Annotated in this window: 14 protein-coding genes and 1 pseudogene; 10 read left to right on the top strand and 5 right to left on the bottom strand. The window is 60.6% G+C overall.

Translation table 11 applies throughout. The annotated features are described in order from the left end of the window. Positions 1 to 45 precede the first annotated feature (45 nt). A complete protein-coding gene (locus tag WM40_RS07450; protein ID WP_024904413.1) occupies positions 46 to 714 on the top strand; it encodes a winged helix-turn-helix domain-containing protein in 669 nt (222 codons plus the stop codon). 20 nt (positions 715 to 734) lie between these two features. On the opposite strand, the gene WM40_RS07445 is transcribed toward WM40_RS07450, so the two are convergent. Beyond that, entirely contained in the window at positions 735 to 1,085 is a 351-nt protein-coding gene (locus WM40_RS07445) for a hypothetical protein (RefSeq protein ID WP_024904414.1), read from the bottom strand. 330 nt (positions 1,086 to 1,415) lie between these two features. On the opposite strand from WM40_RS07445, the gene WM40_RS07440 reads away from it, so the two are divergent. From WM40_RS07440 to nadA, 8 genes and pseudogenes are all read left to right on the top strand, one after another. Then, a complete protein-coding gene (locus WM40_RS07440; RefSeq protein ID WP_096335591.1) occupies positions 1,416 to 1,970 on the top strand; it encodes a cobalamin biosynthesis protein in 555 nt (184 codons plus the stop codon). Between the two features lie 177 nt (positions 1,971 to 2,147). Beyond that, positions 2,148 to 2,852: a cob(I)yrinic acid a,c-diamide adenosyltransferase gene (gene cobO, locus WM40_RS07435; RefSeq protein ID WP_024904416.1), complete on the top strand. Its 705-nt coding sequence runs from the start codon at positions 2,148 to 2,150 to the stop codon at positions 2,850 to 2,852. Then, positions 2,852 to 4,357: a cobyrinate a,c-diamide synthase gene (locus WM40_RS07430; RefSeq protein ID WP_046152537.1), complete on the top strand. Its 1,506-nt coding sequence runs from the start codon at positions 2,852 to 2,854 to the stop codon at positions 4,355 to 4,357. The genes cobO and WM40_RS07430 overlap by 1 nt, the downstream gene beginning before the upstream one ends. Beyond that, positions 4,321 to 4,527 (top strand): annotated as a pseudogene (locus WM40_RS28670) (DUF1289 domain-containing protein); the annotation flags it as partial. The gene WM40_RS07430 and the pseudogene WM40_RS28670, both read left to right, overlap by 37 nt. A gap of 558 nt (positions 4,528 to 5,085) precedes the next feature. Beyond that, positions 5,086 to 5,718 (top strand): DUF2844 domain-containing protein, encoded by a 633-nt coding sequence (locus WM40_RS27765; RefSeq protein ID WP_052738218.1) that lies wholly within the window; start codon positions 5,086 to 5,088, stop codon positions 5,716 to 5,718. A 37-nt stretch (positions 5,719 to 5,755) separates the two neighbouring features. Then, positions 5,756 to 7,009 (top strand): DUF3443 family protein, encoded by a 1,254-nt coding sequence (locus tag WM40_RS07420; RefSeq protein WP_024904419.1) that lies wholly within the window; start codon positions 5,756 to 5,758, stop codon positions 7,007 to 7,009. 253 nt (positions 7,010 to 7,262) lie between these two features. After that, on the top strand, positions 7,263 to 7,928 hold the full coding sequence (locus WM40_RS07415; protein ID WP_024904420.1) for a PepSY-associated TM helix domain-containing protein: 666 nt from the start codon (positions 7,263 to 7,265) through the stop codon (positions 7,926 to 7,928). A 195-nt stretch (positions 7,929 to 8,123) separates the two neighbouring features. Continuing rightward, positions 8,124 to 9,329: a quinolinate synthase NadA gene (nadA, locus tag WM40_RS07410; RefSeq protein WP_082102502.1), complete on the top strand. Its 1,206-nt coding sequence runs from the start codon at positions 8,124 to 8,126 to the stop codon at positions 9,327 to 9,329. Between the two features lie 5 nt (positions 9,330 to 9,334). Here nadA and nadB read toward each other — a convergent pair whose 3' ends face one another. Then, positions 9,335 to 11,212 carry an L-aspartate oxidase gene (nadB, locus tag WM40_RS07405; protein ID WP_082102492.1) on the bottom strand — a complete coding sequence of 626 codons (1,878 nt, stop codon included), beginning with the start codon at positions 11,210 to 11,212 and terminating at the stop codon, positions 9,335 to 9,337. 194 nt (positions 11,213 to 11,406) lie between these two features. Here nadB and WM40_RS07400 point away from each other — a divergent pair, with 194 nt between their 5' ends. Next, complete coding sequence (locus WM40_RS07400) at positions 11,407 to 12,957, top strand: MFS transporter (RefSeq protein WP_157685101.1); 1,551 nt, start codon at positions 11,407 to 11,409, stop codon at positions 12,955 to 12,957. Here the strand turns inward: WM40_RS07400 and WM40_RS07395 are convergent. Genes WM40_RS07395 through WM40_RS07385 form a run of 3 tightly spaced genes read right to left on the bottom strand, consistent with a single transcriptional unit; the run spans position 12,954 to position 17,929 of the window. Beyond that, on the bottom strand, positions 12,954 to 14,555 hold the full coding sequence (locus tag WM40_RS07395; protein ID WP_082102491.1) for a TolC family protein: 1,602 nt from the start codon (positions 14,553 to 14,555) through the stop codon (positions 12,954 to 12,956). The two genes, WM40_RS07400 and WM40_RS07395, sit on opposite strands and share 4 nt — an antisense overlap. Positions 14,556 to 14,585: 30 nt before the next feature. Beyond that, the gene (locus WM40_RS32245) at positions 14,586 to 16,718 is read right to left on the bottom strand and encodes an ABC transporter permease (protein ID WP_176025996.1); all 2,133 of its coding nucleotides are present in this window, start codon (positions 16,716 to 16,718) and stop codon (positions 14,586 to 14,588) included. 26 nt (positions 16,719 to 16,744) lie between these two features. Then, positions 16,745 to 17,929 carry an efflux RND transporter periplasmic adaptor subunit gene (locus WM40_RS07385; RefSeq protein WP_052738217.1) on the bottom strand — a complete coding sequence of 395 codons (1,185 nt, stop codon included), beginning with the start codon at positions 17,927 to 17,929 and terminating at the stop codon, positions 16,745 to 16,747. Positions 17,930 to 18,026 lie beyond the last annotated feature (97 nt).

Genomic DNA, 18,026 nt, shown 5'->3' with positions numbered 1-18,026 from the left:
CCGGTCCCAATGCGCGTTTAATGCAAAGTCGATAGGATCAGGCACATGAAAATCCTTATCATCGATGCGGATCGAACGACGGCATGGGGCCTGCGTGATGCACTGACGCAGGCAGGTCATACAGTCGATACATGTGTTGATGGCAGGACAGGCCGGCATGACGCCGTCGAAACGCAACATGATCTTCTGGTGATCGCCACCGCGCTGCCGGATATTAGCGGTCTCGCGCTGATGCGCGAGATACAGCAGCGCCGACCCACGCCGACGCTGATGCTGAGCGATCGCGACAACCTTTCCGAGCGACTGGATGCCTTGCACGAAGGCGCGGACGATATCATTCACAAGCCGTTTGCGCTTGCCGAAGCCGTGGCGCGGGTGAATGCCATCCTGCGTCGTGGTCCGATACGAGCACCCACGCGGTTGCAGGTTGCGGACCTGCAGTTGGATTTGACGCAACGCAAGGCGCAGCGGCGTGCGCACCAGATATTGCTGACAGCGAAAGAGTTTTCGTTGCTGTGGTTGCTGATGCGCCGCGCCTCCCAGGTGCTTACGCGCACGACGATTCTCGCACACGTATGGGACACCGAGTTCGATAGCGATGCCAATGTCGTCGATGCGGCAATTCGCCGCTTACGCGCCAAGATCGATCTCCCTGGCATTCCATGCCTGATTCATACGGTGCGGGGCATGGGCTACGTCCTGGAACCGCGGTAACGCCCCGGCGTCGCACACGCTTACGGACAGCCGTTCTCGTAACCCGGTACCGGCGCGCCGTAGTTACCGGGGATGGGGCGTCCCGCACGCCGACTGCGGGTGGATTGGATACTTTCTCGCGTTGGCGGGTAGTTTGCATCGCCAGCGTCATTCTGCAGCGTGCCGTTGCACCAATCCCGGATCAGATTGCTGCGCCGATCATCGAGCGTCATCGCGCTTTTCTGATGCTGGCCCGTGTGTGCGCTGATGTGTTTCGCCGAGCGTATCGCGGTGGCCGTTTCGTGCGTTGCCGCGCGCGCTGCCGGTAGACTGCCAAGGCTGCTCAATGCCAAGCCGACAAACACAACCATCGATAATTGCTTCGCTGTCATATCATTCTCCCGAACGCGGTTGCAAGCCGTGAGATGCGGGAAGAGCGGCCTGCCCTCAAGCGGCAGGTCAACGCGCGAGTCGAAATCGATCGGCAGTCGGTATGGGCATTCGCCCGGTTGCTCTCCCTGATCCTACGGTGTTATCGCCTGCCCATGGGCCAGGCTTGCTTGCAGTTTGCCTACAACACGGCGCGTAAACGTGACCGGGAGATGACGAACAGGTCATCGAATATGAGACCATCAGGCATTCGGGCAGTTGCACGTGTAACGCCCGGTCGACGAAACGCCCTATCCATATAGCCTCCCGGTGTTGCTGATTGATTAAGGGCCATGACTGCCCCTCTCCAGAAGATGGTTTTACCGAATCCGCATTCAGACCAATCGCCGCTTTCCATGTCGTCGCCCGAACAAAGTCGACGCGGCGTGGACGCAAGTGAGGGTGGTGGGCGATGGGTCGTGGGCATCGGCTGTCGTCGTGGTGTTTCGGCCGATGCCATTGAAGGTGCCGTGCGGGAAGCCATGGCACGCCTCCAGCCATCGCTGGCGCAGACGGATTTGACCGTGCGCTGTCTCGCGTCAATCGACGCAAAGTGCAATGAAGCCGGCTTGCTTGCATTCGCCGCAAGGCATGCACTGCCACTGCGGTTCTTTTCAGTGGCATCTCTGCTTGCACGCGACAGCGCCTTGTCTGTCAGGGACGAGGGGCTGCCTCCGCCGATTCCGACCTCCGTCGCGCACCGGCACGTCGGCCTCGACAACATCTGTGAGCGCGCGGCCCGCGCAGCCTGCCCCGAGGGGATTCTGGCACTACGAAAGTCGGTGTTCGGCAGCGTCACGGTCGCGGTCGTTGACTGCGGCGTCACTGGTGCATCGCACCCTCGCTGACGTGCCATGCGAGAAACACCAATTTGCGCCGGCAGCAATCTGGATGGTCTGTGGTATCGTCGGAGCCCAGTCGCCGCGCCACGGCGCGGCGGCCGTCGCGGTACCGCGATATCGCACACACCTTTATCCTGGATCCGACGCGCCCACTTGTCGCCTGTCTTTCGACCATACCTAACGATGTCCGAGCCCACCCTCCCCCAACCGTCCCCGTCATCCGAATCGAATGACGTCGTGCCTGTAGAAGGCGCGGCGGGCCTGTCAACCGCCCCGACGGTCAATGGAACCGAAAACGAGGACGCGCATCTGCGCATGGCACAACGCCGCAAGGCCGGTTTCGACAAGAAACAGGCCGCCGCCACGCGCGAGAAAGGACTTTTGATCGTCAACACCGGCAACGGCAAAGGTAAAAGCACGGCCGCATTTGGCATGGGATTGCGGATCATCGGTCATGGCATGCGCCTGGGCGTCGTTCAGTTTATTAAAGGCGCATTGCATACCGCGGAGCGGGATCTTTTGCAGGCCTATGCGGAATGTGAATTTGTTACCGTAGGGCACGGCTATACGTGGGATACGCAGAATCGCGACGAAGACATTGCCACCGCGCGCGCAGGCTGGGACGTCGCGCGTCGGATGATCGAGAGTGGCGCGTTCCAGATGGTGATTCTCGATGAGCTGAATACGGTTTTGAAGTACGACTACTTGCCATTGAACGACGTCCTGTCCGTCCTGCAGTCCCGGCCGGAGATGCTGCACGTCGTCGTCACGGGGCGGCATGCCGCCGACGCCTTGATCGAGGCTGCCGATCTGGTCACCGAGATGCGGATTGTCAAACATCCTTACCGCGAACAAGGTGTGAAGGCGCAACGCGGCGTGGAATTCTGATGGGAACGTCCTCACCACGCCAGCCTGGTGCGGCTTCGTGCCCGGCATTGTTCATCGGCGCCCCGGCGTCAAACCAGGGTAAGACCACCGTTACCGCGGCGCTTGCCCGCTGGCATACGCGCCAAGGCAGGCGCGTACGCGTGTTCAAGACCGGTCCGGATTTTCTTGACCCGATGATTCTGGCACGGGCCTCGGGCGCGCCGGTCTGGTCGCTTCATCTATGGATGGTCGGCGAAGAGGCTTGCCGCACAATCCTTGCCGATGCGGCGCGGGAAGCCGACCTCATTCTGATCGAAGGGGTCATGGGACTGTTCGATGGACAGCCAAGCGGCGCGGACCTCGCAGAGCGCTTCGGCGTGCCGGTGCTCGCGGTAATCGACGCGCAAGCCATGGCGCACACGTTCGGGGCGCTGGCGTTTGGCCTTGCACGCTACAGGCCGACGCTCCCGTTTCATGGGGTACTGGCGAACCGCGTGGCCACCCTTACTCACGCCGCCAGCCTGAAAGCGAGTCTCTCAGACGATATTCACTGGTGTGGGCATCTACCGCCCGATGCCGCGATAACGTTGCCGGATCGGCACCTTGGGCTCACCCAGGCTCAGGAGATCGCGGATCTCGATAGTCGCCTCGATGCCGCGGCCGACGGATTGGCCCAGGCCTTGACGCAACTGGGTGTGGCACACGCAGGCCAGCAGGCCGATGGCGGTGCGAATACGCCGGCCGTCGTGAATAGCGCTACTCCCGGAGACGACCACGCCGCCCGGGATCGGGCGATGTGCGCGATTTTGCCGACAGCGGCCATCTTCCGCGATCCCGTGACCGATTCCGGCGGCACGGTGGCCTCACGCGCGGCCAGCGATCATGTCGGGCGGACGCTGCACAATGATGCTTCACACCATCCCCTTGCGGGCAAGTGCATCGCCATTGCCCGTGATCCCGCGTTTTCCTTCCTCTACCCGGCCAATCTCGCACTGCTGCTGGCGTTGGGCGCACGCATCGCGACGTTTTCGCCCATCGCTGACGAGCCCGTGCCGGCCGATGCGGATGCCTTGGTGCTTCCGGGCGGTTATCCTGAATTGCATGCTGCGGCGCTTGCCCGTGCACGACGCACGGCGGCGTCCATTCGAGCCCATGTTGCCGCCCGCCTTCCGACCCTCGCGGAGTGTGGTGGCATGCTCTACCTGATGGACGGCTTGACCGATATCGAAGGACAGCGTTGGCCGATGCTCGGCGCCTTGCCCGGCGAGTCGATAATGCAGCCCAAACTGGCGGCACTCGGCATGCATCTACTCGAAACCCCGCAGGGGGAAGTACGGGGGCACACCTTCCATTACTCCCGTTCGACCACCTCGCTCGCACCAAGCAGCGTCACCCGCCACGCCACACGGCACACGCCGGGCGAGGCGGTTTATCGCCACCAAGCCATTACCGCCACTTACTTTCATGCTTACTGGCCATCGAACCCCAAATGGCTGGTGGCAACGCTTACCGATCCGACGTTATGACTTTAGAAAATACCAGCGATCTATGCTCGGAAAATCATCCATATCTTTTGAAAAAAATTCAGATGGCCTTATCAACCACGCCAGCAGGTTCACCATGTATCAATATTTGCAAACTTGATGAGGTCACACGTACGTATTGCACGGGATGTCGCCGTTCACGGGCAGAAATAAAAGCATGGAAAACCCTCGATGACAGCGAAAAATATCAAATACTGCGTCGCATCGCACGGGAAATGCCAATTTGAGCATGCATTTTTCGATATTTTCATTATATCGACGAAGGCTCACGGAACATTAAGTTATGACGAATACCTGATGATGCATGCTTTCTAGCGCAACAATCGTCTTTCATCGGTATTTTCCATATCTTTCGCCTGACATCCCAGCAAAATACCCAATCAATTATTTCGGATTACTACGGACGTATGTATTTTAAAATGCGTACGTTTGTATATTATAAAAATCATAGTTATCAGACATAAAAACAACGTCAAACTGTTGTTTTAATCGAGAGATTAGCCTGAATTGACCATACCGTTCAAACGATCGTGTAAGATTTCAATCCATGCACGGATGAAAAACAAACGGTAGTAACTAACCGAGAGGCATCTGGTGCGGGTGGGGAATTCACGGAAATTCGTCGCATTAATACGTAAGATGTATGCAAAAGCGGGCGGATTTTTAAATTAATCGGAACAGCTTGGTTCCACGCTTGTTTTTAAAGAAAAATGCCTCGTCAATATAGTAATTCTTACCAACGCCCGCCACTCGCCGGATGTCGCGCAACGAAAGCGGAGTTCATTGTGCAGGGTGATGCAACGCGCGGTCCGTCCGCGGTTCTCTCCTCGCTGGCCGCATTGATGGTTGCCATGCTTCTGATGTGGTCTGCAATGCCGGCACATGCAACATTGGGCGGCAACGCTTCATCGGTTACGCTGGACCACATCGCTTTAGGTGGGAACCTGACGGCGGCGCAGCCTCGTGCCGCCGCTGTTGTCCTCGCCGTCAGCACGGGCAGCGGTACGACCGTGTCGACTACGCAGACGCAATACACGGTGACGACGATCACGACGGAACTGGGCACGACCATCAACGAATATCAATCGACGAACGGTGTCGTGTTTGCCGTTACATGGTCCGGACCTGCCGTGCCGAACCTCGGTCAGTTGCTGGGCACGCATGCGGCCAATATGCGTAACGGCGCTGCCGCCAACGCAGCAGCGGGCAACACCCACGGTCCAATGGCCATGGATAACGGCGACCTGGTCGTATTTTCTGGCGGAATGATGCAGGCATATCGTGGCCTGGCCTACCTGAAGAGCGCGTTGCCGCCGGGCTTCACTACCGCAAATCTGCGCTGACCGGCGATATCCGCTCGACGCAATCTCGGAACAGATCATGACGTTTTTTTCTCGGACCCGCTGGGCCCTGGCCGCTGCTTTGTCCGCGTGTTTGCTCAGCGCCTGCGGTGGCGGTGGCGGTGGTAGTACCACAGGCAGCAGCGCAAATACGGTCGGCGCAAATAACGCGACAACGTCCACGACAGCGCTGGCCGCAAACGCGGTAGCAGTGACGGTCGGCCCTTCGCTCGCCGGTAATACATTCCGCAATATTCCCACGATCAGCGTGACGGTGTGCGCAACCGGCACCGCGAATTGTCAGACCATCGACAACATTCTGGTCGATACCGGTTCGGTCGGGCTGCGTCTGATCTCGTCCGCTGTCAGTGTTACATTGCCGACCACCGCGGCGCCCTCTGGTGCGACGCTGGCCGAGTGCGTGAATTTTGCCTCGGGCTATGGCTGGGGCACCGTGCGCACTGCCGATGTGACGATTGGTGGCAAAAGCGCATCGGCAATGCGCCTCCACTTGATGCACGACAGCAGCATTCCGTCCGCGCCGAGCAGTTGCGTCAACGCGCTGACGGGCTATGAAGTGGACACGGTCGCCCGTTTCGGCGCGAACGGTGTACTCGGCATCGGCCAATTGCCGCAAGATTGTGGGACAGGTTGCGCCTCGAGCACGTCGAATCACGTCTATTACGGTTGTGCGTTAGGTGTGTGTTCCGACATCACCTTGCCCGTTGCGCAACAACTACCGCATCCGGTGACCCAGTTTGCGGCCGATAACAATGGCACCGTGCTGCAACTACCCGCCATTGCGAGCGGAGGCCAAAGCAGCGCGACGGGCCTGTTGATCTTCGGCATCGGCACCGCAAGCAATAACACCTTGGGATCAGCCACGATCCTGAAAACAAACGGGCTGACATTCAACGGCCAATATAACGGCAGCGCGATCACGTCGTTTCTAGACAGCGGTTCGAACGGTATCTATTTCCCGAGTAACATTACGCAATGCTCGCAGAGCGGCTTCAGCACGTTCTACTGCCCGAGCGCATCGATGACCCAGTCCGCCACGCTGACCGGATCGGATAATGCGACGTCCGCAGCCATTTCCTTTGTCGTCGACAACACCGTGACAACCTTTCAGGCCAACAACGGCGGCAACAATGCCCTGCCCGGTCTGGCCGGTTATCCTAGCGGCATGAGCGATCTCGACCTGGGCCTGCCGTTTTTTTATGGCCGCAGCGTGTTCACGGCAATCTCGGGCGTGTCTACACCAGGGGGCGCCGGCCCGTTCGTGGCGTTCTGATCACCTGCGGCACCGAACGCGCTACCGTGTGTCGCCTTCCCGGATATTGACGCGCACTGCCTTGGGGAATCGATGTGTGCGTTCAAAATCGATATCGCGATGCGCCGCATATCCCTGACTCAGCCAATGACCGAGGCGTATTACGCTGAAAAAATCGGTACTGTAGCAACGTCTCAAATGCACTTGAGAATCATTGCTAATTAAAGAAATTGCTAGTACATTACGCGCACCTGACATCCCTGATTTTCATCAGATGCAAACCGTCACCGCCGCACCGCCGGCACGCACCGTCTCGAAGGGATTCGCCCGCAACCGCTTCTTGAAATGGTTGCGGCGTATTCATGGTTGGATTGGCCTCTGGGGCGCGATTGCGGGGCTACTGTTCGGCATGACTGGCATCTTGCAAAATCATCGGGCGGTGATGCGTATCCCAATGCCGCCCCCCACGCGCTCCAGCGTTCAACTCCCGGTGCCGTCCGAGGCGCGGGGTACGCCGCAGGCGCTGGCGGCGTGGCTGCGTCAGTCGCTGCAACTCAACCATGCGCCCGTGCGGACTGTAAAGGAAAAGGCCCAGGCCGTGGCATGGGGCGACCGGACTGTACAGCAACCCGAACATTGGCAGATCCGTTTCGCCGGTCCTGATCACCTGATCGACGCAGACTATTGGGCCGGTTCATCCGAGGTCAAGGTCACGCGGGTCGAACACAACATCATTGGTGTCATCGAGAATCTGCATCGAAGCAACGGCATGTCGCCTGCATGGATACTGCTCGCCGATACGTTCGGTGGTGCAATGATCATGCTCTCGATTACCGGTGTAATCCTCTGGTCCGAATTGAACAAGCGCCGCCTGATCGGTTTTACGATCTTCTCTGCTTCCACGATTGCCATCCTTTCCGCGGCAGCGTCCTCGTTCTAGGCAAACGATCCTTTCCATGGAAGCTGCTCGTCCCACTCGGGCGCGTGGCGCTGCCTTACTTCACGGGCGCCGCTCGCTCCGGCTCCCTCGCATCGACCCGGTTTTCCGCTAGAATCGCTCCTTTGATTGCAAGCCCCAAGACTTGCAACGCGCTTTCGGTCCGACAATCCGTGTCGGATGCGCCAAGGAGACGGCATGACGACCTCGGTCATCGCGGATACGCAAAATCCATCCCAGTCAGGTTTGATTGGTGCTTACGCGCCGGCAACACCGGAAAGTCGCCCGATTACATTCGACCGCCCCGATGCCCGCAATGTCAGTTGCAGCATCGGCCAAGCCTGGGCCAAGGTATTGCCCGAGTCGTCGCCGGAAGAAAAGATCGCGCTGAAAGCCCGGATCAAGACATTGCTGGCGCGGGAGAATGCGGTGCTCGTGTCGCACTATTATGTCGACCCCGAGTTGCAGGCCCTCGCCGAGGAAACCGGTGGTTGCGTCGCCGATTCACTTGAAATGGCGCGCTTCGGGCGTGATCACCCGGCGCAGACACTGGTGGTCGCCGGCGTTCGTTTCATGGGTGAAACCAGCAAGATTCTGAGTCCAGGCAAACGTATCCTGATGCCTGACCTCGATGCCACGTGTTCCCTGGATCTTGGCTGCCCCAGCGATGCATTCACGGCCTTCTGCGATGCGCATCCGGATCGGACCGTCGTCGTGTATGCCAATACCAGTGCTGCCGTGAAAGCCCGTGCCGACTGGATGGTGACGTCATCGATCGGGCTCGATATCGTCCGTGAATTACATGCCCGTGGGGAAAAGATCCTTTGGGCGCCGGATCGACACCTCGGAGGGTATATTCAGCAGCAAACCGGCGCCGACATGTTGTTGTGGCAGGGCGCTTGTTTGGTGCATGACGAATTCAAGGGCGCGGAACTGATCGACCTGCGCGCACGGCATCCGGAAGCAAAGGTGCTCGTCCATCCAGAATCGCCTGCAAGCGTCGTCGCGCAGGCCGACGTGGTGGGATCGACCTCGCAGCTGATCGACGCGGCCGTGAAGCTGGATGCATCGACATTCATCGTGGCGACCGACCTCGGCATCCTGCACAAGATGCGGCAGGCAGCACCCAACAAGACCTTTATCGATGCCCCTACCGCGGGGAACAGCGCCACTTGCAAGAGCTGCGCGCATTGTCCCTGGATGGCGATGAACGGTCTGTCAAACCTTGCGGACGCCTTGGAACACGGCCATGGCGAGGTGCATGTGGACAGCCTGATCGCCGAGAAGGCGCAACGGCCCATCAATCGGATGCTCGATTTCGCGGCAGCCCGCAAGCAGCGCGTACAGGCCAGCGGCGATCTTGAGAAAGATCAACCGCTGTTCGACAAAATCGGTGCTGCCTGATCAATTCAGGCACATGGGCTCGTCAAGACCGTCGGTAAACCCTTCGGCCAGGTGTGCGGGGCGTCGAAACGATAATGCGCACCGCGGCTTTCGGCGCGTTGCAACGCGCCGTCGACGATCAATCCCGCAATGTGCAGCAAGTTACGGAGGTCGATCCAGGCCGCCGTAAGCGCCAAGGGTACACGTTCCGCGCATTCGCCCCTCGCTCGTACCTGCCGCCGCTGGATATCCGTTACCGTGCCCGCATTACCAATGGCCGCTCGCCATGCCGCGATTTGCCTTTGCGCGGCCATCAAGCTGTCTCCATCGCGCTGAATGCCGGCAGCTTGCCACATGAGCGCACGCAAGGCGGTGCGCACGACAGCCGGGTCACACGCCGCCGATGGGGCACCCACGACGGCACCGGCAAACCTATCGCTAGCCTGGATCGCCGGGTGCGTCGCGATGGCATCCGGCAAACTTTCAATATCACCCGGGTCGGGCGATGGCGCCGGAAACGACGATGACATGGTCGCGGCCGCATCCGTTCCTCGGACGGTCTTCTCCATTAACCCATCGGCCTGCAACGCCGCCGCCGCGTTACGACCAATTACAACGCATTCCAGCAGCGAGTTACTTGCAAGCCGGTTTGCACCATGCAAACCGGTGCAACCGGCTTCGCCAACAACAAACAACCCGGCGAGATCCGTTCGTCCGGCGATGTCCGTCACCACGCCGCCACACGTATAGTGCGCTGCCGGGACAACCGGAATCGGCGCTCGTCGAATATCGATGCCACGTGTCAGGCAATGCGCGAGAATCGTCGGAAAGTGCGCTTCCAGAAAATCGGCAGGCCGGTGGCTGATATCCAGATGCACGTAATCCAGGCCATGCTGCAGCATTTCTCTGGTGATCGCTCGCGCCACGATATCGCGCGGTGCCAGTTCGGCGCGTGCATCCAGCGCCGGCATGAAGCGATAACCATCGTGTGGCCGTGTGAGAATGCCCCCTTCTCCGCGCACCGCTTCCGAAATAAGGAACGTCCATTCGCGCTGCGCTGCGACCTTGTGGAGACCGCCTTCAGTGCTTGTCGAGCCTTTCTCCCCAGGCGGCTCGTAGAGGCACGTAGGATGGAACTGAACGAATTCGAGATTGGCGATTCGACAGCCGGCACGCGCGGCCATCGCGATACCGTCGCCGGTCGCGGTCACGGGATTCGACGTGTGCGGATAGACCTGCCCAGCCCCACCGGTTGCAATCACCACCGCTTGCGCCTGCAGCATATGACAATGGCCACTGCGTAGATCGAGCACCGCGACGCCGGTACATCGGCGCGTTGCCGTCGCGCTGACGATCAGGTCGATGGCCTGATGCTCCTCTAGAAAATCGATGCGGGCATGCGCGCGTGCCCGAGCGTGAACCGCACTGAGCACGGCATGACCAGTAGCATCCGCCGCATGGATAATGCGCCGGTGCGAGTGCCCTCCCTCACGCGTCAGGTGATAACCCAGCTGCGCATCCTGATCCGGCGTGAATGCGACGTCTTGCGCGATCAGCCAGTCGATCGCCCCCCGGCCCGCGGCGACGATGGCGCGAACCGCCGGTTCATCGCAGACGCCCGCACCGGCGACCAAGGTATCGCGAACGTGATCGTCAATACTGTCCGTTGTATCGAGGACCGCGGCGATTCCGCCCTGGGCGCGATCGCTCGCACATTCCATGGCATGTCGCTTCGCCAGTATCGTGACCCGGCAATGTGGATCTTGCTCAACCACGCTCAACGCGACGGTCAACCCGGCCAGCCCCGCGCCCACAATCACTATCGGCGCGCCTTCCCCGGCCGATCGCCCGCTCCCGCCTGCCTGCAACGCGACTTGCGCCGCCCCCTTCCCGCTGTTTTTCATCCGTCATCCTCCCGCGGCCACACGCGACCTGCTTGCCCCGATTCAGCGTCGCATTATGCCGCCATTCATTGCCCTTCGTGTCGAACGCAACGGGCAGACCACGCGACAAGGCAACTTTCGCGGGAAACCCTGACGTCGGACAGGTGACGTGGCAAAATAGATGTCTGACAAATTTGTACGTTTGCCGTAGGTTCATGTCCGACGACCGCATATCAGGCGCATCGGCTGCTCACGCTTCGTCGGGCACGCCTTCGCAGGCCAACGGTATTTCCTCCTGCCCTGTCGCGCCCGACGTAGCGGGGCCCGCCACGGTACGGGCCGCCACGGGCGCTCCTAAGCCCAAGGCGGGCTGGAAAAGCGAAAACATACCACCTGACGCCGACGTTGCCAGACAGCAGTCCACCTTGACACCCGAAAAACGGAAGGCCATGGGTGCCTTGATGACCGGACTGGGGTTGGCTTGCCTGGACACGGCCATCGCCAATACCGCATTGCCATCGATGGCACGCGACCTGCACGTGATGCCGGCGGAATCGGTCTGGATCATCAATGCCTATCAATTGGCAATGGTCTCGACGATGCTGCCACTTGCGGCCCTTGCGGACAAACTTGGACTGAAGCGCGTTTTTCTGTCTGGATTGGTGATCTTCACGGTTGCCTCGCTGTGCTGCGCGATTTCCCCATCGCTCGGCGCACTTACTCTATCGCGCATCGTTCAAGGACTAGGCGGTGGCGCGATGATGACGGTGAACATCGCATTGATCCGCTTCATTTACCCACCGCATCGTCTCGGACGCGGGGTTGGACTGAACGCGCTGGTCGCCGGCTCGTCGATGGCGATCGGACCGACGGTCGCCTCGCTGGTCCTGTCGGTCAGCAACTGGCCTTGGTTATTTGCACTGAATGTACCGATTGGCCTGGCCGCCGTCGCGCTTGCCGTGCCGTATTTGCCGAAACCCCCGCCTCGCAGCGTTCATTTCGATCCTGTCGCGGCGGTCATGAACGGAGTCGGTTTCGGCGCGATCGTTTTCGCTTTTATCGAATTTTCTCAGCAAGCATCGTTGCTGGTCGTGCTGGCATCCGCGGCGATTGGTATTACGTCAATGATGTTACTGATCAAGCGTGAAGCAGACCATCCAGCACCGATGTTCCCGACCGACCTTTTCCGCCGCCCGGTCTTCTCCCTGTCGGCCGCCACGGCGCTATGCGCTTTCTCCGTACAAGGACTCGCGTTCGTTTCCTTGCCGTTCTATTTTGAGACGACCCTGGGCCGCGATCAAATCCAGACGGGCTTTCTCATGACGCCTTGGTCCGTCTGCGTCGCCGCCATCGCCCCTTTCGCCGGCCGGCTATCCGATCGTTTGCCACCCGCCATTCTTGGCGGCATCGGCTTGATCGTGATGAGTGTGTCGATGATGTCGCTGGTATGGATGCCAACGGATGTCTCGTCGATCGGCATCGGCATCCGGATGGCCTGCTGTGGTATCGGCTTCGGTTTTTTTCAGTCGCCAAACCTGAAGGCATTCATGTCGAGCGCGCCGCCGGAACGGGCCAGCAGCGCAAGCGGCGTGGTGGGCACATCGCGCTTGCTCGGGCAATCCTCGGGCTCCGCCCTTGTAGCGCTAAGCTTCGGTCTGTCCGGACACCATGGCCCGCTGTTGTCCATCGTCTGGGGCGCCGTGTTCGCGTTGGTGGGGGGTATTGCCAGTGGCTTGCGCATGGTATCAAAACCGGATCGACGTTAAGCGTCCGTACCGAGCGCCTGAAACACGTGCATGACGCTGATAGCATGGTCTCGGCGTGCAGCGAGTAAGTCGATGGCGACACGAGCCTGCTGCTCGCGTTTGGACAACCACTCCGCGGCTGCGATCTCGCCTGCCCGATATCGTTGCTCGGCAAGCTGTTCGGCGCGGACCATGTCCGCCAGACGATCCCGCTGCAAGTCCACTTGTGCAAGGGCCCGTTGTCGTCCCACCAACGCATCGGCAACGTCGCCAAGCGCGGTCTGCCATTGCTTCAGGTAACGCGTTTCCGCCACCGCGTACTGTGCCTCGGCTTCCGCCGTCCGGTGCCGCTGCCCGGGGTTCAAGAACGGCAAGCGGATCGCAGCAGCCAGCATCGCCATCGGTGCGTTAACCAAGGACAGCAAGCTCGGGCTTGCCGCATTCAGTCCCGCGGTCAATTCGAGACGCGGATACCAATCTTTCCGAACCGCGGCGGCTTCGGCGGCAAAGGCGGACAGCACCGAGGCTTCGGCGCGAATATCGGCACGACATTGCAATTGGGCCGCATCCAGCTTGCCCGGAACGTCCGGCAGCCGGTGAGGCAGTCCGGCAACGAAAGATCCTGCGGTGGCGGGGAGATGTGTGTCGTGCGCAAATCGATAATCCGTCGGCAATCCCCTAGGACGTTGCGTGATCGGATCGACCGCAGCGTCGGAACCTGGTGCCTCTCCGGTCAGACGCGCCAATTCCAGCGCCGTCGCGGCCAAGTGAGCGTCGATGGCCACGCTTTCGAGACGCACGGCGTCCCGTTCCGCACTGGCCTCGCGATAGTCATCGAGACGGGCATCGCCGTAACGATAGCGCGCACGCATGATGTCCACGCGGGTATCGACACTATTCTGCACCACTTGGAACGCCAAGCGCTTTTCCGTAAGATACGCGACGGTCCAATATGCCGTCGTGACCGATGCAATGACACGTCGGCGCGCGTCTGCGACGTGAAATTGCGCTGCCGCTTGCTGTAATTCGGCCGCGCGTTGCCTATCGCGTAATCGCCCCCATACATCGAGGTCCTGAGAAAAAGACAACCGACCGTAAAAACCCGAAGCGCGCCGTTCACCCAATCGCTCGTCGGCGCCCGTCATCCTCCGATGGTCCGCCTCGACCGCGGCGTGGCCTTGTGGCCCGCGCATCGTACCGGCAACGCGGCTCCGCGCTTGCGTCTCCTGCAACAACGCCGTTTTTTCCCTTATTTCGAGGTTACCTTGCAATGCCCTGTCGATTGCCGCATCCAGTCCCGGGTCGCCAATGATGTCGCGCCACGCGAGCTGGGCAGGAAGCGTTCCGCACGCAACGGCGTCGGGTGAAGCCAATTCATCGGGCACGGCAAGCGTCAGGGTCGGCACGGCGGAAGGCACCGAAGCGAAAATCGCATCAACGGAAACCGCTGCGGCGACGGACGGCAGGTCGGCGACCGCTACGGCGCCCCCCCTTCGATCCGACGCTGCCGTCGCACTACCGCCGCTGATCAACAGAAGCGACATCCCTCCTTGCAGCAAGGCGCCTCGCCAATGACCTCGATACGTCTGGCCACTGCCCGGCCTCTGCAAATGCTTCATCTTATTTCCTTCGCACGCATCGGCGAGATCTCAGCCGTGTGTCAGTGCTGCAATAGGGTCCATCCTCGCGGCTTGGCGCGCGGGCAGCAAACCAAAGGTAATGCCGATGACGATCGATCCCAAACAAGCACCGATCAAAGACGTCGCAGTAGGCTGCAGTGGCAAACTGGGTGCTGCCCATGGCATGATCGATGCGACCGCCAGCGACAACCCGACGCCGGCCACTCCGCCGATCAGGCAAATCAGCAGCGCTTCCAATAAGAATTGACGGGCAATGTCCGCGCGCGCGGCGCCGACAGCAAGTCGAATGCCGATTTCCGCCACCCGTTCACGTACGGCAACCAGCATCATGTTCATCACGCCGATGCCACCAATGCTCAAGGCGATGGCGGCCGATACCAGCATCACGATGCCCATCGTGCGCGCCGTGCGCTTTTGGATTTCGATGTATTTGGTGAATGACATCAGATGGAAGTCCTTGCGCCGATGGCGGGCAAGCAACGTCGCCGAAATCGCCGCTTCCGCCGCATCCACAGACACGCCGGGCCGTAGACTGAGCCGCAGGAAATCCGCATGCCAGCGCCCGTTCAAGCGCCCTTGCACTGCCGTTATCGGCATGTAAAGTTCCAGGCCATTGCCGGGGATGCCATTGTCCTCGTCCTCGAGTATGCCGATGATTGTGACGGGTACTTTTGCCACGAGGATACGCTGGCCGATGGCCGGCCCCCCCTGCGGAAACAAGGTCTGGTAACCCTGCGCGTCGATGACGGCGACGGCGGATTGCTTCGAGATGGCACCACTGCCAAACATTCGCCCGTCGCGGAAGCGCCGTACACTGGCATCGAAATAATCCGCGTCGACCCCATACACGGTTGCGTCAATCTTGGTCGCTCCGCGTACGACCTCCCCCGAAAATGTGGACATCGCCGACACGCCAACCACGTCCGGCAGCAGGCGAAGTGCGTCCGCATCGTTTTTCGTCAGCGTTTCGATGGCGGTCCTACGGCTATCCGAGGCGCTGGCACCTGGCATCACGTAGGTCGCATCGACACCGTAGCTGCGAATTTCCTCCAATTGCTTGTTGCGGGCGCCGGCACCCACGGCCAACATCAGCACGACGGCGGCGATCCCCATCATCACGCTGATGATCATCAGCAATGTGCGCATACGATGACGCCACAAAATCCGCCATGCGGCGGCGAGATGTTCTCCCGCCCGATCGAGACGACGCGTTCGATGCCGTGGTGCGTGACGGGCTTTCGACCGCCAGGGGCAGGCGACGCCGCGCTCCGGCAGGGCCGTCTCCGGACGTTCGATCACGGCATGATAGTGCGGATTCACGCAATCCGAGACAATCCGGCCGTCGCGCATCGTGATAATCCGCTGTGCTGCCTCGGCGACTTCCTGGGAGTGGGTAACGACGATCACCGTACGCCCCTGTGCATGGAGGCGGCGCAAGAGGGCCAATACGTCACGGCCGCTCGCGCTGTCCAAGGCACCTGTTGGTTCATCGGCCAGGATGACATCAGCGCCGTTCATCAAGGCACGCGCCAGACTGACCCGCTGTTGCTGGCCACCGGACAATGCGGCCGGGAGGTGTGCCGCGTGTTCCCCCAATCCGACCGCCGTTAGCAACGTTGCCGCCTGCTTGCGGCGCGCGGTGCGGTGGGCGCGTCCGTCGCCCTGATAACTTGCGGGCAAGGCCACATTGTCCGCAGCGTCAAGGTAGTCGAGCAGATGATAACGCTGAAAAATGAAGCCGAACGTGTCGCGCCGCAATCCGGCCATTTGCCGAGGCGTCATTTCGGCGACGTCGTATGTGCGATCGTCGCGCGAGGGCGTGCCGTTCGTGAATGGCGCATCCGTATCGATATCGCGGAACCGCTTGCGCTTCAGACAGTCCGCTCCTTGCTCCGGCGTACGAGATGGAGACGGGTCACGTGCCGCCGATCGCCCCTCGACGAGACGGGCATCGACGCGATACACGCCGCCGGTCGGCCGGTCCAGGCACCCGAGCAAATGCATCAACGTAGACTTGCCTGAGCCCGACGGCCCGACGATCGCAAGCCACTCACCCGCATGCACCGTCAATGTGATGTCCCGCAGCACTGTCGCCGCGGGCGCACTGTCGCTTTTAGGATAGTGCTTGGAGACGTCGGACATCCTAAGCAACGGACGACCGGGCAGCATCAACGCGTTACTCCATTTGCAGATTGTGTGGAAAGCGCCGCGCTACCGTTTCCGACTGCTTGCCGATCCTGCGCGCCGATGATGACTTCAGCCGTCATCATCGGCCGCAGTCGGCCATCAGCGTTATCAACGTCGAACAAAGCGCGGTAATAAATTGCTTTTGCCGTGTCCGCTTTCTGTATTGCGTCCGGATCAATGCGCCGCAGCGTGCTATGCCATTGTTGATCGGCATCCGCCAGAATGGAAAATGACACTTTTTGCCCTGCATGGATATGCGGTACATCCGCCTCCGCCACCCGCGCCTCAACCGTCATGGTTCGAAGATTCGCGACTTCGAGCACAACCTGTGCCGTTTGCGCGCCAACCACCATTTGGCCTTCCTTGATCAGTATTCTGACGACAGTGCCGTCGATCGGGGCCCGCAAGCGCGTCTGTTCGAGATTTTTCAGCGCAACCCGGTGCGCCATCTGCGCAACCCGGACGGCTGCCCGGCCACCATCCACGCGCGCAAGGGCTCGGGCCAGATCGGCTTCCGCCCTTTCATACTCTCGGCGCGCCATCGCATCATTCAGTATCAGCATCTTGGCGCGTGACTTTTGTCGTTGTGCCAGCGTCAGGTCCGCCTGCGCCGCGTGCAGTTCAGCTTGCACCTGCTCGACCGCGGCAGCCTTGCCTTCGACATCGTTTTGGGTGAGATCCGGATCGATTTCGGCGAGAAGCTGCCCTTTCGTTACCGCGTCACCAGGTTCGACGAACAGCGAACGCAACTGCCCGGTCTGCTGCGTGCCGACTTCCACCGACTTGCTGGGCAGGATGATCCCGGTGGCGCGAATCGGCCCCACGTCGACGCTGCCCGCCGCGTGCTCGGCCTGTGCGGTGGATAACGTTCCAATGCCGCCTCCCGGTCCGGTCGATGAGTTACCACCGTATTCCAATGCCTTTCCGGACGACCACAACCATCCGATTATCAATGCTCCCATCAGCGCGAATGCCGGTATCAGCCAGGCGGCGATTCGGATTGCCCTCCGTCGGTTGGCGAAAGGCACCACGGTGACGTCATCGTTTGCACCGCGGCTATCGCCGTCCCCGGACTGACCATCACCTGTCTCTGCCGCACCGGATTTCGCCGGACCCTTTTCGCCGTCTGGTCGCACATATTCTCCAAGGTCGCGGTCAGGTTCCACCGATCGTCTCGACTGCCGCCGCGATCGACCGTGTACCACGGATCGTGGCACGGGCTCACGGCTCGCTGAGCGGTACTATAGGAACGCGTGCGCGAGA

The sequence above is a fragment of the Robbsia andropogonis genome (genome assembly GCF_000970345.1).
GTDB lineage: Bacteria > Pseudomonadota > Gammaproteobacteria > Burkholderiales > Burkholderiaceae > Robbsia > Robbsia andropogonis.
This window is presented reverse-complemented; position numbering and strand designations above follow the sequence as displayed.

What these genes read in the sequence shown, in the direction of transcription:
- WM40_RS07450 (WP_024904413.1), top strand. Translation starts at nt 46, where the DNA reads ATGAAAATCCTTATCATCGATGCGGATCGAACGACGGCATGGGGCCTG.
- WM40_RS07445 (WP_024904414.1), bottom strand. Translation starts at nt 1,085, where the DNA reads ATGACAGCGAAGCAATTATCGATGGTTGTGTTTGTCGGCTTGGCATTG.
- WM40_RS07440 (WP_096335591.1), top strand. Translation starts at nt 1,416, where the DNA reads ATGACTGCCCCTCTCCAGAAGATGGTTTTACCGAATCCGCATTCAGAC.
- cobO (WP_024904416.1), top strand. Translation starts at nt 2,148, where the DNA reads ATGTCCGAGCCCACCCTCCCCCAACCGTCCCCGTCATCCGAATCGAAT.
- WM40_RS07430 (WP_046152537.1), top strand. Translation starts at nt 2,852, where the DNA reads ATGGGAACGTCCTCACCACGCCAGCCTGGTGCGGCTTCGTGCCCGGCA.
- WM40_RS27765 (WP_052738218.1), top strand. Translation starts at nt 5,086, where the DNA reads ATGCCTCGTCAATATAGTAATTCTTACCAACGCCCGCCACTCGCCGGA.
- WM40_RS07420 (WP_024904419.1), top strand. Translation starts at nt 5,756, where the DNA reads ATGACGTTTTTTTCTCGGACCCGCTGGGCCCTGGCCGCTGCTTTGTCC.
- WM40_RS07415 (WP_024904420.1), top strand. Translation starts at nt 7,263, where the DNA reads ATGCAAACCGTCACCGCCGCACCGCCGGCACGCACCGTCTCGAAGGGA.
- nadA (WP_082102502.1), top strand. Translation starts at nt 8,124, where the DNA reads ATGACGACCTCGGTCATCGCGGATACGCAAAATCCATCCCAGTCAGGT.
- nadB (WP_082102492.1), bottom strand. Translation starts at nt 11,212, where the DNA reads ATGAAAAACAGCGGGAAGGGGGCGGCGCAAGTCGCGTTGCAGGCAGGC.
- WM40_RS07400 (WP_157685101.1), top strand. Translation starts at nt 11,407, where the DNA reads ATGTCCGACGACCGCATATCAGGCGCATCGGCTGCTCACGCTTCGTCG.
- WM40_RS07395 (WP_082102491.1), bottom strand. Translation starts at nt 14,555, where the DNA reads ATGAAGCATTTGCAGAGGCCGGGCAGTGGCCAGACGTATCGAGGTCAT.
- WM40_RS32245 (WP_176025996.1), bottom strand. Translation starts at nt 16,718, where the DNA reads ATGTCCGACGTCTCCAAGCACTATCCTAAAAGCGACAGTGCGCCCGCG.